This window comes from Mycobacterium palustre, from assembly GCF_002101785.1.
In the GTDB taxonomy this organism is placed as follows: domain Bacteria; phylum Actinomycetota; class Actinomycetes; order Mycobacteriales; family Mycobacteriaceae; genus Mycobacterium; species Mycobacterium palustre.
The window spans coordinates 1-15,982 of the sequence record NZ_LQPJ01000057.1; the positions used below are offsets into that span (position 1 = coordinate 1).

The window sequence follows — 15,982 nt, forward strand, 5'->3', positions numbered from 1 at the left end:
AGCGTGGCGTGGTGACGCGAGGCCAGCACGTCGGAGACGACGATGTCGTTCTCGGCCGCGGGGGCTGCTGCGGCGGCATGGGTCGCGGCGCGGCGGCGCCCGGGCCGCCGCGGGCGGGGTACCTGGGCGGGCTAGCCGGCTGCCGGCGCGGCGGCGAGGTCGGCGCGGTGGGATTCGTTCGCTCGGGAACGACGGACCAGGCCAGGGTGGGCGGCCCGGAGTCGCGCTGCGGCCTCGGGTGCGCCGGCCGGATGGCCTGGGCCTGCTGGGGCCCCACGGCGAAGGTCAGGCGCGGCCCCTGCGGGTTGCCGACGTTAATGCTCTGGCCGTCGTGGATGTCGATCACCGGCATCCGGTAGCCGTTGACGTAGGTCCCGTTCAGCGAGCCGTTGTCGATTGCCAGCCACCGGCCCTGATCGAACCGCACGATCAGGTGGGCGCGGGAGATACGCGGGTCGGGGATGCGCATGTCGGCGTTCTCATCGCGCCCGACGACCACCTCGTGGCCCGCGGCGAAGGAACGTTGGGACCCGTCGTGCCGGATTGTCAGGACAGGCGGGGCGGGTCGATTCACCACTCAAGTATCGGTCGCCGCTTCAAGTGCTCTCCATGGGACTCGCCTGTGATTTGTCTTTATTTCGATTTGGCCACTCATAGCTGCTTCATAGCTTGTGTAGACCAATCACCCACAGCGATCCGGCATGATTCGAGCGAGGAGGAAGGCAAGAGTTTGCGATCCCGCTGCTGCACCGGCGGTATGCCGAGACCTAGGGGGACGATTGACGGACGAACAGAAGGGGACGACCCGGCGCATTGACACCGGGCGGCGACTGCTCAGCAACCCGCGGTTGGCATTCCGCGCGGGCTTTCAGTCACTGCCCTCGGCGACCGTCGCCCACCTGTTTCGCCGCGTCCCGCCGGTCCACTCGGCGCCGAACGCCGAGCCGCCGGCCGAGCACCCCGCCGAGGTCAGCGGCTCGCGCCTCGCGCTGAGCAGCGGCGCGCCGTTCGCCGGCTACACGATCCTGCGGCAGCTCGGCGCCGGCGGCATGGCCGAGGTGTACCTGGCGTTGCACCCCCGGTTGCCGCGCCGGGACGTCATCAAGGTGCTCGCCGAGGCCGTCACCGCCGATCCTGAGTTCCGCGAGCGTTTCAACCGGGAGGCCGACCTCGCGGCTACCCTGTGGCATCCGCACATCGTCGGCGTCCACGATCGCGGCGAATTCAACGGCCAGCTCTGGATTTCCATGGACTACGTCGAGGGCACCGATGCCGCCCGGCTGGTCAAAGAGCGCTACCACGACGGGATGCCGATCGAGGACGTGGCCGCCATCCTGCACGCCGTCGCCGGCGCGCTCGACTACGCGCACGACCGCGGCTTGTTGCACCGCGACGTCAAACCGGCCAACATCCTGCTCACCCACCCGGAGTACGGCGAACGGCGAATCCTGTTGGCGGACTTCGGCGTTGCGCGCCACCTCGCCAACATCAGCGGTATCACCGAGACCAACGTCGCCGTCGGGACGGTGGCCTACGCCGCGCCCGAACAGCTGACCGGGTCCAACATCGACGGCCGTGCGGACCAATACGCGTTGGCGGCCACGGCCTTTCACCTGCTCACCGGCGCGCCGCCGTTCCAGCATTCCAACCCGATCGCGGTGATCAGCCAGCACCTGCACGAGGATCCGCCGCGGCTCAGCGACTACCGCCCGGACCTGGCGGAGCTGGACGACGTGTTCTTCAAGGCCCTGGCCAAGGAACCGTCGGACCGGTTCGGGCGGTGCCGCGAATTCGCCTCCGCCGTTGAATGCGTCAGCTCGCGGCTCCTCGACGAGGCGGAATCGGACGGCGACACGGCCGCGGCCGCCGTGCCGCGGCCTCGTGGCGCCCGCGGCCTGCTGGCGGCGGTGAACCACCGGTTCTCGTCGCGGACCCGGTGGGCGGCCGCGCTGCTCTGCGCGGTGTTGATCGCCGTGGCCGCGACGTGGTCGGTCCTGTATTCGTTTGAGCCGCAGAGCCCCGCGCCCAACCCGCCCGCTTTGGCGTCCAAGCCGTCGGTTCCCGCGCCCAGCGCCGCGCCGGTGAGGCCCGGCGGTCCGACGCTCAACGGCACCTACAAGCTGACCTACGACCGCAGCAAGGAGACCACCAACGGCATCCCGATCCGTCACGACGGCCCCACCACCAGCTGGTGGGCGTTCCGCTCGGTGTGCACGGCCAACGGGTGCGCGGCCGCCGGAACCCAGCTCGACGACGTCAACCACCAGGTGGCCAGCACCGTCGACGGCGGCCACACGTACACGCTGCGCTTCGTCGGTGGCTACTGGCAGGGCGGGTTCCAGCAGGAGCGCGCGGGCTGCACCCAGCCGAACGGACAGGTCACGGCCACCCAGCAGGAAAGCGTCGCGGGGTCGTTGGCGCCGCAGGCCGACGGCACGCTGCGCGGCACCGTGACGCAAACCGCTCTGTCCAACGAGTGCGGTGCGCAGGGAGCGGTGGTACGGGTGCCGGTGGTGGCCACCCGGGTCGGCGACGCCCCGGCGTCCGTGCCGGTGGCCGATCCCGCCCAGGTGATCAGCGCCTCGACCACGCCGTCCCCGCCGTCGGCGCCGGTCCTGGGCGGGCCGTGCAGCGACATCGACAAGCTCGCCTATGACCCGACCAACAGCGAGCAGGTGGTCTGCGAGGGCAACACCTGGGCCAAGGCGCCCATCACGATGGGCGTGCACACCACCGGTAGCTCGTGCAACCGGCCGAGCACCTCGGTGTTCGCCATGTCCACCTCGAGCGACGGCTACCTGCTGGAATGCGATCCGGTCACGCGGACCTGGACCCGCCCGGCGGCCTAGCGGCCCTTCTCTGCCTTTGCCTTTGGCTTTGCCGCGAGCGTGCGTGTTGGTACGCCGACACGCCGCGCGGCGTGTCATTCTGCGCACGCTCGCGGCGAAGGTGACCGCCCGCCAGCGTGCGCGACCCGAGGCGGAGCGCTCCGGACCCATGGGTGACTTCGGGATCCGCTAGCACATGGGCTAGCGGTTTCGGGCATCAGTGATGGGCCTCGTACGGTCGCGACTGACTTTCGCCGCGCGACAGGGCGATTAAAATCCCATGCAGCTTCCGTGTGCCTCTGGTCTGCATGCGGGACGCTCGTAGCGATGTCCGCGGTGGCGGAGATCCCAAGCCTCTCGCAGCTGGTGGCGTGGCCCACCGAACATCTCACAGAGGCGGCCGAGCACTGGGACGCCGTCGCCGCGCGCAGCTACTCGGTGGCCAACCAGGTCTGGCGGGACGCGCTCTCGGTCGATTGGCACGGCGAAGGCGCGGAAGCCCTGCGCGCTGCCACCCACAAGGACCTGGTGGCAACCAGCGCCGCCGCCGACCAGTTACAAACGGCGGCGAACGTGGCCCGGAGCGGGGCCTCCGATCTGAGTGCGGCCCGCGCCCGGCTGCGTTACGTCGTCCAAGACGCCAACGCCGCGGGATTCGACGTGTACGACGACATGTCAGTCACCGACCGCTCGACCGGTGGTTCGGCCGCGTGGCGCGCCGGGCGGCGAGCGCAGGCGGAAGCCTTCGCCGCCGAGATCCGCCAGCGCGCCGTGCAACTGGTCGCCGTCGATCAACAGGTCGCGGGCAAAGTCACGGCAGCCATGTCCGGGCTTCGGGACACCTTCCCGCCGACGCCCTCGCCCGATCCGACGTCGAGGAAACCGAAGACCCAAGCCGTCGACAACCACACCTTTAAGCAAGATCCGCCGCCACCGCCGTACCCGATCAATGAGGTAGTTGCCGAGGCAACGGACCTCGATGGCAACCATGTTGTCCTCCGCCGTGGGTATTACGACGAGCGCACGGACAAAGGCTTCGGGTGGGACAAGGCGTACTGGCGGCATCATGTCATCAACCCCAATGTGTTCAAAGACCTGATTTCGCACAGTCGCCCGATCAGCAACGAAAATGGAGTGCTGGTGTACGAGGTTCCGATCAATCGCGTGCACTGCACCCCAGGGTTGTTCGGAATCCCCGACTGCGAGGACACTGGTGAGAGCGTGACGATGAGGATCGTCGCGAATATCAACACAGGACGTCCCGACGTGCCCGGCGGGGGACAGAAAGGGGTCATTTCGATGTATCCCCTCGCTGGCGGCAGTGGAGTTGTGGAAGTGGCGCCGAACTGGACGCTGTGTCCGCCGTGGGTGAACAAAAATGTGCCCATCAACTGAACCCGCCAACACGCAATGTGAGTTCGCCGCAGATGTGCTGCGCAACCTGTTGCATCGCATTGAGACGGAAAACGCCAACGGAAGTGATCCCTTTCGGGTCTCCCATGCCTGGACCGAGGGACCGATGATGTATCTGGTGTACAAGGCTCCGCCGTCCGATATCACGTGGGGGCTAGCCCGCGATACCAGGGAATCGATCATCGACCCTGGTCCATGGCTGTCCGTTGACGATCCGGCGCTCTATTACTACCTATGCGATCTGCAGGAACGCCGGGTGTCGGCGTCTTTCCGCCATCCCGGCACCCCAGACACGATCCTGTGGTTCGGCTTCCCGCTTGACGGTCTCCCGGAGCGCCCGTCGGACATCCCCGACGACTATCGGTACACGCCGCCGCCAGACGCCCCCGCGCCGAAGCGCCGCAGGGACGAGCATTGGCCTGTCACAGAGCCCCGCCGTTACGGCAATCCGCTGTAAGCGATCTGCTCTTGTCAGTGGGCCGCTCTACCCTGGTGCCATGGCCTTCGCCACTGAACATCCGGTAGTCGCGCATTCGGAATACCGCGCGGTCGACGAGGTCGTGCGCACGGGCGGCCGCTTCGAGGTCGTCAGCCCGCACGACCCGGCCGGCGACCAGCCCGCCGCCATCGACGAGCTGGAACGGCGCATCAAGGCGGGGGAGCGCGACGTGGTGCTGCTCGGCGCCACCGGCACCGGCAAGTCGGCCACCACCGCGTGGCTGATCGAGCGGCTGCAGCGGCCCACCCTGGTGATGGAGCCGAACAAGACGCTGGCCGCGCAGATGGCCAACGAGCTGCGGGAGATGTTGCCGCACAACGCCGTCGAGTACTTCGTGTCGTACTACGACTACTACCAGCCTGAGGCCTACATCGCGCAGACCGACACCTACATCGAGAAGGACAGCTCCATCAACGACGACGTGGAGCGGCTGCGGCACTCCGCGACGTCGTCGCTGCTGTCGCGCCGCGACGCGGTGGTGGTGGCCTCGGTGTCGTGCATCTACGGCCTGGGGACGCCGCAGTCGTACCTGGACCGCTCCGTCGAGCTGCGGGTCGGCATGGAGGTGCCCCGCGACGGGCTGCTGCGGCTGCTGGTCGACGTGCAGTACACCCGCAACGACCTGTCGTTCACCCGCGGCTCGTTCCGGGTGCGCGGCGACACCGTGGAGATCATCCCGTCCTACGAAGAGCTGGCGGTGCGCATCGAGTTCTTCGGCGACGAGGTCGAGGCGCTGTATTACCTGCACCCGCTGACCGGCGAGGTGATCCGCCAGGTCGACTCGCTGCGGATCTTCCCGGCCACCCACTACGTGGCCGGCCCGGAGAGGATGGCCCACGCGATCTCCACCATCGAGGAAGAGCTCGCCGAGCGGCTCGCCGAATTCGAGCGCCAGGGAAAGCTGCTGGAGGCCCAGCGGCTGCGGATGCGCACCAACTACGACATCGAGATGATGCGCCAGGTCGGGTTCTGCTCGGGCATCGAGAACTACTCCCGGCACATCGACGGCCGCGGTCCCGGCTCGCCGCCGGCGACCCTGCTCGACTACTTCCCGGAGGACTTCCTGCTGGTCATCGACGAATCGCACGTCACGGTGCCGCAGATCGGCGGCATGTACGAGGGCGACATGTCGCGCAAGCGCAACCTCGTCGACTACGGGTTCCGGCTGCCCTCGGCCTGCGACAACCGGCCGCTGACCTGGGAAGAGTTCGCTCAGCGGATCGGGCAAACGGTGTACCTGTCGGCCACCCCGGGCCCCTACGAGCTCAGCCAGTCCGGCGGCGAGTTCGTCGAGCAGGTGATCCGGCCGACGGGCCTGGTGGACCCCAAGGTGGTCGTCAAGCCGACCAAGGGCCAGATCGACGACCTGATCGGCGAGATCCGCAAGCGTGCCGAGGCCGACGAGCGGGTGCTGGTGACCACCCTGACCAAGAAGATGGCCGAGGACCTCACCGACTACCTCCTGGAGATGGGCATCCGGGTGCGCTACCTGCACTCCGAGGTCGACACGCTGCGCCGGGTCGAACTGCTGCGTCAGCTGCGGCTCGGCGAGTACGACGTGCTGGTCGGCATCAACCTGCTGCGCGAAGGCCTGGACCTGCCCGAGGTGTCGCTGGTGTCGATCCTCGACGCCGACAAGGAGGGCTTCCTGCGCTCGACGCGCAGCCTGATCCAGACCATCGGTCGCGCCGCCCGCAACGTGTCCGGCGAGGTGCACATGTACGCCGACGCGATGACCGACTCGATGAAGGAGGCCATCGACGAGACGGAACGGCGCCGGGCCAAGCAGATCGCCTACAACGACGCCCACGGCATCGACCCCAAGCCGCTGCGCAAGAAGATCGCCGACATCCTCGACCAGGTCTATCGCGAGGCCGACGACACAGAAACCGTCGAAATCGGCTCCGGGCGCAGCATGTCCCGCGGCCGGCGCGCCCAGGGGGAGCCCGGCCGGGCGGTCAGCGCCGGGGTGTTCGAGGGCCGCGACACGACCAGCATGCCGCGCGCCGAGCTGGCCGACCTGATCAAGGACCTCACCGCGCAGATGATGGCCGCCGCGCGCGATCTGCAGTTCGAGCTGGCGGCGCGGTTCCGCGACGAGATCGCCGATCTCAAGAAAGAACTGCGGGGAATGGACGCCGCCGGCCTGAAGTGACGCATCCCGCCGCCCTCACCGGCACTTGGCGCGAGCTGCTGGGCGCCAAATACCTGGGCACGTCGGTCGTGCTGGCCGGCGGCGTCGGGTTGTACGCCACCACCGAGTTTCTGACCATCAGCCTGCTGCCGAACACCGTCGCCGAGATCGGCGGCGGCCGCCTTTACGCCTGGGTGATGACGCTGTATCTGGTTGGGTCGGTGGTCGCGGCGACGATGGTCCATCCGATGCTGCTGCGCGTCGGCGCGCGCTCGTCCTACCTGATCGGCGTGGCGCTGTTCGGCGTCGCCAGCCTGGTGTGCGGGGCGGCGCCCACCATGGAGGTCCTGATCGCGGGCCGCGCCCTGCAAGGCGTGGGCGGGGGTTTGCTGGCCGGCCTGGGCTACGCCGTGATCAACACCGCGCTGCCCCGCTCGCTGTGGACGCGCGCCTCGGCGCTGGTGTCGGCGATGTGGGGCGTGGCGACCGTGGTCGGGCCGGCGACGGGCGGCCTGTTCGCGCAGCTCGGGTTGTGGCGGTGGGCCTTCGTCGCGATGGCGGGCCTGACCGCCCTGATGGCCGCTCTGGTGCCGATCGTGCTGCCCACGGGCCGGGCGGACCAGGGCGCAACGCCGGCGATGCGGGCGCCGGTGGGGTCGCTGGCGCTGATCGGTGCCGCGGCGCTGGCGGTCAGCGTCGCCCAGATCCCGCACGACGCTCGGGCGACCGTCGAGTTGCTGGCCGGCGGGCTGGCGCTGATCGGACTGTTCGCGGTCGTCGACCGGCGGGCGCGCCCGGCGGTGTTGCCGCCCAGCGTGTTTGGCGCCGGGCCCCTCAAGTGGATCTACCTGACCATGGGGGCGCTGATGGTCGGCGCCATGGTCGACACCTACGTGCCGCTGTTCGGCCAGCGGCTGGCGCACCTGGCGCCGCTGGCGGCCGGGTTCCTGGGGGCGGCGCTGGCGGTGGGCTGGACGGTTTCGGAGATCGTCAGCGCATCGCTGGAAAACCCGCGAACCGTCGGGCGGGTGATCGCCGTGTCGCCCGTGGTGGTGGCGTCGGGCCTGGCGCTCGGCGCGCTCACCCAGCGTGACCACGCGCCGGCCGGAATAGTCGCCCTGTGGACCCTCGGCCTGCTGATCGCCGGGACCGGCATCGGGATGGCCTGGCCACATCTGTCGGTGCGGGCGATGGACTCGGTCAACGACCCTGCCGAAAGCAGCGCAGCGGCCGCGGCGATCAACACCGTCCAGCTCATCTCGGCGGCGTTCGGCGCCGGGCTGGCCGGCGTCGTCGTCAACGCCGCCCAGGGCGGCGGCGTGCCCGCGGCCCGCTGGTTGTTCACGGTGTTCACCGCGCTGACCGCGACCGGCCTCGTCGCTTCGTTGAGCGCGGTTCGCGGCAGCCCGTCCCCCTAGTCCGGATCGTCGTCGGCCGGAAGCACCGCGACCACCCCGTCCACTTCCCCGAACACCTCGGACGCGCCGCCCATCTTGGCCCCCGTCAGCGTCATCGCCACCCTGACCTCGCCGTCGTCGATGTCGTGGGCGTCGGCGTCGAGACCGGTGAGCTGCCAGTCGTGCTGCCCGCAGACCCGCAGCAGCTCCCGCAGCACGCCGCGACCGTTTTCGTAGATGATGTGCAACCGGACGGTGCCGCGGCGGGTGATGATGATTCCGGCGCCCAAAAAGCCTACGCCCGAGACGATTTGGGCCGCGACACGCGACGGGTCCAGCGCGATCGTGCCCGAGTTCAAGACGTCTCCGAAGCCGTATTTGCTGACCAGCATGATCAGCGCCGCCGACGTGCCGACGATGGTCTGGGTCCGCAGGCCGGCGACCTTGCCCTGGACGGTGCGTTCCAGGCCGACAAGCGCCGTCAGCCCGAACGCGGCCACGAGTTCGATCAGGTGCCGGCCGTTTTGCACAGCGCCGCCGAACAAAGGGTCGGCCAGCCAGAACTGCATGCGCTCAAGCTATCCCAGCGGCGGGCACCTTCGCGCGCCGATCATCGCGTCGACTTGACGACCTGCGAGTAGTGAAATTGCCACCGCTCGACGATGTGGAATCCCAAATAGCTCGGGAACCGGTACGCCGGCGCGCGGCCGAAGGCCGTTCCCGGCGGCAGCGACTGCCCCACTTGGTGATCCGGCAGCGACCTGTCGTGGTCGGTGATGGTCCAGATGGTCGTGCACTTGTCGATCTTGGCCGTCGTCAACCACACAGCGACGTGGCCGTCCCACAGCCAGCCGGCCTTGGGTCCGTAGGCGCCGCGCTCGACGTCGATCAGCGACCGGAACGCCGCCGGCCGGGTCGCGAGCAGGGCGCGGATCGGCCCCGGCCGCCAGGGCACGGTGTTGTCCACCATCAGGCAGTCACCGGGCGCCGCGTGGGAGCTGATCAAGTCGGCCACCTGGCTGTAATCCCAGCCCTCCTTGGCGTACGGCCACCGCTGAATGAATAGGTAGTTGGGCACCGCGGCGACCGCGAAGAGCAGCACGACAGCGGCGACGGCCCACGGTTTGCGGGCGATCGTGACGATGGAGACGGCCATCACGACGGCCGCCGCCGGCGTGGTGAGGATCAGGTAGCGCGGGAAGTAGATCGGCTCGCTGATCGCCGAGTAGACGACGACCAGGGCGGTGGGGACGACGATCCAGGCCGCGCAGCCGATCAACAGCCGGCGGATGTCGCCCTCGGGGGCGCGGGCGCCCTTCAGACGGACCGCGACCGCCGCGACGATCAGGACGGCCGTCAAGATCGCGAACGGGACGCTGTGGTCGAAGTACTGCCGCAGGACGATGTCGAAGGCGTAATGCCAGCTGACCGGAAAAATCCAGTTGACCTGCCACACCTGGCCGTGGGCGAACACGAGGAAGGGGGTCATGGCCCCGACGGCGACGGCCGAGCTCGCCGCCCACCACATCGCCGGAGACCTGCGGGATCCCTTGGGCGCCAGCAGCGGCAGCATCGCGGCGTACACCGCCACCAACAGAATCAGGTTGAGGCTCAACAAGATCGACACCGTCAACGCCAGCGCGTAGGACACCCAGCGGCGCGGTCGGTTGCGCCGCACCGCGCTGACGTACAGCACCGTGAGCCAAATCGCGGCGGCCACCGCGAAGGCATAGGAACGGGCTTCCATCCCCGCCCACGTGGTGCGCGGCAGGATGGCGAAGACGGCGCCCGCGCACACCGCGGTGGCCCGCCCCGCGACGAACTGCTTGGTGAAGACCACCACGCCGGCCGCGGCGGCGCCGACGGCCAGCGCGCTCGGCGCCCGCGACCAGAACTCGGTCGGCGGGAATATCGCGAACCAACCGTGCATGAACAGGTAATACAGCCCGTGAACTGCGTCTATGTGACCTAGCAGCCTCCACAGCTCGGGCAAGGTCCTGCTGGCCGACGCCGAAATGGTGGCGCCCTCGTCGAACCACAGCGACGGCCTGCAGGCCCACGCGCCGCTGATGACGGCGGCGAGCGCGGCGGTGGCCCACGGGTCGAGCAGCCTGCCGTGCGGACGCGCGGCCGCCGGCTCGGCGGCGACGCCGGCAGCGCGCTGTTCGACGGTGGGCACGGCCATGATGCTTGTCACTGTAGGGCCCGCCGCATCGACCGGCTCACCGGTCAGCGAAAACGTTCGCGATGCAACACTTTCCGCGCGGACGTCGGTTTTCGGCCTCACTCGCGTTCGAAAATCGCGCATCGGCGCAGCGTGACCGGGGTGAATGCGGGTTGCGCCACGCCGCTTGTGTGTGGTTAATCTGACGGATCTTTATCCACCAAGGCGATAGTGTCTTGGGTTGGCGTAGCAACCGACACTGGGAGGGTAAATGGGCGCCTATCGGACCGTGGTGGTTGGGACCGACGGCTCGGATTCGTCGTTTCGTGCGGTGGACCGGGCAGCGCAGATCGCCGGGGCCGACAGCAAGCTGATCATCGCGTCGGCCTACCTGCCCCAGCAGGAGGACACCCGGGCGGCCGACGCGCTGCGCGAGGAAAGCTACAAGGTGTCGGGCACCGCCCCGATCTACGCGATCCTGCAGGACGCCAAGGAGCGGGCGCACAACGCGGGCGCCAAGAACGTCGAGGAGCGGTCCATCGTGGGCGCCCCGGTCGACGCGCTGGTGAAGCTGGCCGAGGACGAAAAAGCCGACCTGCTGGTCGTCGGCAACGTCGGCCTGAGCACGATCGCGGGCCGGCTGCTGGGATCGGTGCCGGCCAACGTCTCGCGTCGCGCCAAGGTCGACGTGTTGATCGTGCACACCACCAGCTAGCGCGCCTACCAGCCCCGCTCGCGCCATTCCCCCAGGTGGGGGCGTTCGGCGCCGAGCACGGTGTCGTCGCCGTGGCCCGGGTAGATCACGGTCGAGTCGTCGTAGACGTCGAACACCCGGGTGGTGACGTCCTCGAGCAGCTGGTCGAAATCGCCGGGCTGCCAGGTCTTGCCGACGCCGCCCGGAAACAGGCAGTCGCCGGTGAACAGCTGCGTGACCCCGCCCGTCGCGGGACCGTCGAAAGCCAGCGCGATCGAGCCGGGGGTGTGCCCGCGTAGGTGGATGACGTCGAAGTTCAGCTCGCCGATCTGCACGGTGTCGCCGCCGGCCAGCAAACGGTCCGGTTTGACCGGCAGCGCCGCGGCGTCGATCTCGCTGGCGGCGGTCGGCGCGCCGGTGGCGGCGGCGACGGCTTGCAGGGCCTGCCAGTGGTCGAAGTGCTGGTGGCTGGTCACGATCAGCGACAGCTTCGGGGCGTACCGCCGGACCAGGTCAAGAAGCACGTCGGCGTCGTTGGCGGCGTCGATCATTAGCGTCTGCCCGGTCGCCGAACAGGTCACCAGATAGGCGTTGTTGTCCATCGGGCCCACCGACGTCTTTAGAATCGTGGCGCCGGGTAGGGTCCGGCGGGCCGCGGTACCTGGGTCGACATGTCCGGTGTAGTTGGCCAGCTCTCCAGCGGGCATATTCTCGGCCGTCATAGCGGCCACGTTACTGCTCACAAGTTGCTTGTCGGTACGGGCACATAGCATGGAATGCGCCGTGCGCAGCATCCGCCGCCAGGCGTAAAGAACCGTCGAAAGAGGGCCGCGTGGCTGACCGCCTGATCGTCAAGGGCGCCCGTGAACACAACCTGCGGGGCGTCGACCTCGACCTGCCGCGCGACTCGCTGATCGTCTTTACGGGTCTATCGGGGTCGGGCAAGTCATCGCTGGCGTTCGACACGATCTTCGCCGAGGGGCAGCGCCGCTACGTCGAGTCGCTGTCGGCCTACGCGCGCCAATTCCTGGGCCAGATGGACAAGCCGGACGTCGACTTCATCGAGGGTTTGTCCCCGGCGGTGTCGATCGACCAGAAGTCGACCAACCGCAACCCGCGCTCGACCGTCGGCACCATCACCGAGGTGTACGACTACCTGCGGTTGCTGTATGCCCGCGCGGGCACGCCGCACTGCCCGGTCTGCGGCGAGCGGATCGCCCGCCAGACGCCGCAGCAAATCGTCGACCAGGTGCTGGCGATGCCGGAGGGCACCCGGTTCCTGGTGCTGGCGCCCGTGGTGCGCACCCGCAAGGGCGAGTTCGCCGACCTGTTCGAGAAGCTCAACGCCCAGGGCTACAGCCGGGTGCGGGTCGACGGCGTGGTGCATCCGCTGACCGATCCGCCGAAGTTGAAAAAGCAGGAAAAGCACGACATCGAGGTGGTGGTGGACCGCTTGACCGTCAAGGCCAGCGCCAAGCAACGCCTCACCGATTCGGTGGAGACCGCACTGAACCTGGCCGACGGCATCGTGGTGCTGGAGTTCGTCGACCACGAACACGACGCGCACAACAGGGAGCAGCGGTTCTCCGAGAAGCTCGCCTGCCCCAATGGGCACGCGCTGGCCGTCGACGACCTGGAACCGCGGTCGTTTTCGTTCAACTCGCCCTATGGCGCGTGCCCCGAGTGCACCGGGCTGGGCATCCGCAAGGAGGTGGACCCCGACCTAGTGGTGCCGGATCCGGAGCTCACCCTGGCCGAGGGCGCGGTGGCACCGTGGTCGAGCGGCCACACCGCGGAGTACTTCATCCGGATGATGGCCGGCCTCGGCGACGAGCTCGGCTTCGACGTCAACACACCGTGGCGCAAGCTCCCGGCCAAGGCGCGCAAGGCGATCCTCGAGGGATCGGACCATCAGGTGCACGTGCGGTACCGCAACCGATACGGGCGCACCCGGTCGTACTACGCCGATTTCGAGGGCGTGCTGGCGTTCCTGCAGCGCAAGATGGCCCAGACCGAGTCCGAGCAGATGAAGGAACGCTACGAGGGCTTCATGCGCGACGTGCCGTGCCCCGTCTGCGAGGGGACCCGGCTCAAGCCGGAGATCCTGGCGGTGACGCTGACTGGGGAGTTTGGGGGGGAGGCGGCCTCGAAGTCCATCGCCGAAGTGTCGGAGCTGTCGATCTCGGACTGTTCGGACTTCTTGAATGCGCTCACGCTCGGCCCGCGCGAGCAGGCGATCGCCGGGCAGGTGCTCAAGGAAATCCAGTCGCGGCTGGGCTTTCTGCTCGACGTGGGGCTGGACTACCTGTCGCTGTCGCGCGCGGCGGCCACGCTGTCCGGCGGCGAGGCCCAACGCATCCGGCTGGCCACCCAGATCGGGTCGGGCCTGGTCGGCGTGCTCTACGTGCTCGACGAACCGTCCATCGGGCTGCACCAGCGCGATAACCGTCGGCTCATCGAAACCCTCACCCGGCTAAGGGATTTGGGCAACACGCTGATCGTCGTCGAGCACGACGAGGACACCATCGCGCATGCCGACTGGATCGTTGACATCGGCCCGCGGGCCGGCGAGCACGGCGGGCGCATCGTGCACAGCGGCACCTACGCCGAGCTGCTGGCCAACCAGGAGTCGATCACCGGCGCCTACCTGTCGGGCAAGGAGCGCATCGAGATCCCGGCGATCCGGCGTCCTGTCGACCGGCGCCGTCAGCTCACCGTCGTCGGCGCCCGCGAGCACAACCTGCGCAACATCGACGTGTCGTTCCCGCTCGGCGTGCTCACCTCGGTCACGGGGGTGTCGGGCTCCGGGAAGTCGACGTTGGTCAACGACATCTTGGCCGCGGTGCTCGCGAACCGGCTCAACGGCGCCCGGCAGGTGCCGGGGCGGCACACCCGGGTCACCGGGCTGGACCATCTCGACAAGCTGGTGCGGGTCGACCAGTCGCCGATCGGGCGCACGCCGCGGTCCAACCCGGCCACCTACACCGGGGTGTTCGACAAGATCCGCACCCTGTTCGCGGCCACCACGGAGGCCAAAGTCCGTGGCTACCAGCCGGGCCGGTTCTCGTTCAACGTCAAGGGCGGCCGCTGCGAGGCGTGCACGGGCGACGGCACCATCAAGATCGAGATGAATTTCCTACCCGACGTGTACGTGCCGTGCGAGGTCTGTCACGGCGCCCGCTACAACCGGGAAACCCTGGAGGTGCACTACAAGGGCAAGACCATCGCCGAGGTGCTGGACATGTCGATCGAGGAGGCGGCCGAGTTCTTCGAACCGATCACCGGCATCCACCGGTACCTGCGCACGCTGGTGGACGTCGGGCTGGGCTATGTCCGGCTGGGCCAGCCGGCGCCGACGCTGTCCGGCGGCGAGGCGCAGCGCGTCAAGCTGGCCGCCGAATTGCAGAAGCGCTCGACCGGTCGGACCATCTACATCCTCGACGAGCCGACCACCGGGCTGCACTTCGACGACATCCGCAAGCTGCTCAGCGTGATCAACGGCCTTGTGGACAAGGGCAATACGGTCATCGTCATCGAACACAACCTGGACGTGATCAAGACCTCGGACTGGATCGTCGACATGGGCCCCGAGGGCGGCGCCGAGGGCGGAACGGTCGTCGCCGAAGGCACCCCGGAGGACATCGCCGCCGTGCCCGAGAGCTACACCGGCAAGTTCCTCGCCGAGGTCGTCGGCCGCACCCCCGCACCGCCGCGCCGGAACGGGCGCCGCAAGGTCACCGCCTGATCGGCGTTTCGCCGCGACACATAAACGTCGCACATGGCACGCCGAAAAACCTTGCAGTGCTTTATGTTTCGCGACGCATTGCCAGATGCCGGACCGCCCAACGCTTCTCGTACAGCTCTCGCTCCAGGTCGGCGGCGGCGAACCCGGGACACCGCGCCCACGGCGAAGGTGGTTACGGCGCTCGTCGATCGTGAATGCGCGCACGATCAGCGATCGTCGGGGAGCATGGACTCCCGGATCTGCGCCAATCGGTCGGCCGCCGCTCGCCGGCGCTGTTCGTACCGTTCTTCGGCCCAACGGCCCTCGGCCGTCTCGGCGTCCAGCTCGGCGGCACCCTGGGCCGTCGCGTAACGGTTCTCGATCTTGTCCCGGACCGACTCGAAGGTGGGCACGCCGGCGCTGTCGTAACCGGGGTCGGGGACTGACGGTTCGTCGGGCATGACGCCACGCTACTGCGACCGGCGATCGAAATAGCGCACCATTTGCCCCCAGTACACCAGCGTCATCGCCATCTGCGCCGCGGCCGCGATCGCCGCGGGCTTGAGTCGGCGGCGTCGGGCGGCGACGACGGCGCACACCGCGGCCGCCGACGTGACGGCGCTGACAAGCATGGCCAAATCCCGTGGGCGGCGGCTGATCCACAGCTCCTCGCCCAGCATCGCCCGGGTCGACCAGGCGCGTTCATGCGCGGGCTTGCCGAAGACCACCGGATTGACGGCGAACCACAGCGCGACCAGCGCCGCGTGACTCCAGCGGCGGGTCCATACCGGCACCACGATGAGCGGCGTGCTCGCCCAGCGGGTCCACGCGCTCCACGGATTGCAGTGCCGCGCAAAGATCCAGCGGCGCGCCCGGGCGACGGGTGACGGGGCTGGGCGCGGCGGCGCCATCGATTCTGCGGTCACGGCTTCCAGTCTGCGCCGCGGCTCAGGCCTCGGAAAGTCGCAGGCCCCGGTGGCGGATTCGATTCAGCGCGAACCTTCGATCGGCGGTGAGAAATTGCATTTAAGTGGCGCAATTCCGCGCCTAGTTGTACCCGGCCATAACGTTGGTTACAGGCGGCTGATGGGTGGTAGGCCGCTGAGTGCGCTGTGGCGGCGTTGAGTGT

13 protein-coding genes are annotated in these 15,982 nt (G+C 68.7%); 7 read left to right on the plus strand and 6 right to left on the minus strand.

Features of this window, described 5'->3' with window-relative positions:
- The coding region (locus tag AWC19_RS04400; RefSeq protein WP_245848723.1) for an FHA domain-containing protein at window positions 1–574 on the minus strand (574 nt) is incomplete at its 3' end.
- A gap of 205 nt (window positions 575–779) precedes the next feature.
- On the opposite strand from AWC19_RS04400, the gene AWC19_RS04405 reads away from it, so the two are divergent.
- From AWC19_RS04405 to AWC19_RS04425, 5 genes are all read left to right on the plus strand, one after another.
- On the plus strand, window positions 780–2,849 hold the full coding sequence (locus AWC19_RS04405; protein WP_245848725.1) for a serine/threonine-protein kinase: 2,070 nt from the start codon (window positions 780–782) through the stop codon (window positions 2,847–2,849).
- A gap of 306 nt (window positions 2,850–3,155) precedes the next feature.
- Window positions 3,156–4,223 carry a hypothetical protein gene (locus tag AWC19_RS04410; protein WP_085076877.1) on the plus strand — a complete coding sequence of 356 codons (1,068 nt, stop codon included), beginning with the start codon at window positions 3,156–3,158 and terminating at the stop codon, window positions 4,221–4,223.
- Between the two features lie 34 nt (window positions 4,224–4,257).
- Complete coding sequence (locus AWC19_RS04415; protein ID WP_245848727.1) at window positions 4,258–4,698, plus strand: hypothetical protein; 441 nt, start codon at window positions 4,258–4,260, stop codon at window positions 4,696–4,698.
- Between the two features lie 40 nt (window positions 4,699–4,738).
- Window positions 4,739–6,895: an excinuclease ABC subunit UvrB gene (uvrB, locus tag AWC19_RS04420; RefSeq protein WP_085076879.1), complete on the plus strand. Its 2,157-nt coding sequence runs from the start codon at window positions 4,739–4,741 to the stop codon at window positions 6,893–6,895.
- On the plus strand, window positions 6,892–8,292 hold the full coding sequence (locus AWC19_RS04425) for an MFS transporter (RefSeq protein ID WP_085076880.1): 1,401 nt from the start codon (window positions 6,892–6,894) through the stop codon (window positions 8,290–8,292). Before uvrB ends, AWC19_RS04425 begins: the two co-directional genes overlap by 4 nt.
- Here AWC19_RS04425 and AWC19_RS04430 read toward each other — a convergent pair.
- Both AWC19_RS04430 and AWC19_RS04435 read right to left on the minus strand, forming a co-directional pair.
- Window positions 8,289–8,840, minus strand: coding sequence for an MgtC/SapB family protein (locus tag AWC19_RS04430; protein ID WP_085076881.1), 552 nt, complete (start codon window positions 8,838–8,840; stop codon window positions 8,289–8,291). The genes AWC19_RS04425 and AWC19_RS04430 overlap by 4 nt on opposite strands.
- Window positions 8,841–8,881: 41 nt before the next feature.
- The gene (locus tag AWC19_RS04435) at window positions 8,882–10,456 is read right to left on the minus strand and encodes a mannosyltransferase (protein WP_085076882.1); all 1,575 of its coding nucleotides are present in this window, start codon (window positions 10,454–10,456) and stop codon (window positions 8,882–8,884) included.
- 250 nt (window positions 10,457–10,706) lie between these two features.
- On the opposite strand from AWC19_RS04435, the gene AWC19_RS04440 reads away from it, so the two are divergent.
- Window positions 10,707–11,150: a universal stress protein gene (locus tag AWC19_RS04440; protein ID WP_085076883.1), complete on the plus strand. Its 444-nt coding sequence runs from the start codon at window positions 10,707–10,709 to the stop codon at window positions 11,148–11,150.
- Window positions 11,151–11,155: 5 nt separating this feature from the next.
- Here AWC19_RS04440 and AWC19_RS04445 read toward each other — a convergent pair whose 3' ends face one another.
- Window positions 11,156–11,851 carry an MBL fold metallo-hydrolase gene (locus AWC19_RS04445; RefSeq protein ID WP_085076884.1) on the minus strand — a complete coding sequence of 232 codons (696 nt, stop codon included), beginning with the start codon at window positions 11,849–11,851 and terminating at the stop codon, window positions 11,156–11,158.
- 110 nt (window positions 11,852–11,961) lie between these two features.
- On the opposite strand from AWC19_RS04445, the gene uvrA reads away from it, so the two are divergent.
- On the plus strand, window positions 11,962–14,874 hold the full coding sequence (gene uvrA / locus AWC19_RS04450) for an excinuclease ABC subunit UvrA (RefSeq protein WP_085076885.1): 2,913 nt from the start codon (window positions 11,962–11,964) through the stop codon (window positions 14,872–14,874).
- 206 nt (window positions 14,875–15,080) lie between these two features.
- Here uvrA and AWC19_RS04455 read toward each other — a convergent pair whose 3' ends face one another.
- Window positions 15,081–15,314 (minus strand): hypothetical protein, encoded by a 234-nt coding sequence (locus tag AWC19_RS04455; RefSeq protein ID WP_085076886.1) that lies wholly within the window; start codon window positions 15,312–15,314, stop codon window positions 15,081–15,083.
- Between the two features lie 9 nt (window positions 15,315–15,323).
- Window positions 15,324–15,779, minus strand: a complete 456-nt coding sequence (locus AWC19_RS04460; RefSeq protein ID WP_342743776.1) for a DUF6653 family protein — start codon at window positions 15,777–15,779, stop codon at window positions 15,324–15,326.
- Window positions 15,780–15,982 lie beyond the last annotated feature (203 nt).

Coding starts and splice junctions, on each gene's coding strand:
- AWC19_RS04410 (WP_085076877.1), top strand. CDS start 3,156: ATGTCCGCGGTGGCGGAGATCCCAAGCCTCTCGCAGCTGGTGGCGTGG.
- uvrB (WP_085076879.1), top strand. CDS start 4,739: ATGGCCTTCGCCACTGAACATCCGGTAGTCGCGCATTCGGAATACCGC.
- AWC19_RS04430 (WP_085076881.1), bottom strand. CDS start 8,840: ATGCAGTTCTGGCTGGCCGACCCTTTGTTCGGCGGCGCTGTGCAAAAC.
- AWC19_RS04435 (WP_085076882.1), bottom strand. CDS start 10,456: ATGGCCGTGCCCACCGTCGAACAGCGCGCTGCCGGCGTCGCCGCCGAG.
- AWC19_RS04440 (WP_085076883.1), top strand. CDS start 10,707: ATGGGCGCCTATCGGACCGTGGTGGTTGGGACCGACGGCTCGGATTCG.
- AWC19_RS04445 (WP_085076884.1), bottom strand. CDS start 11,851: ATGACGGCCGAGAATATGCCCGCTGGAGAGCTGGCCAACTACACCGGA.
- AWC19_RS04455 (WP_085076886.1), bottom strand. CDS start 15,314: ATGCCCGACGAACCGTCAGTCCCCGACCCCGGTTACGACAGCGCCGGC.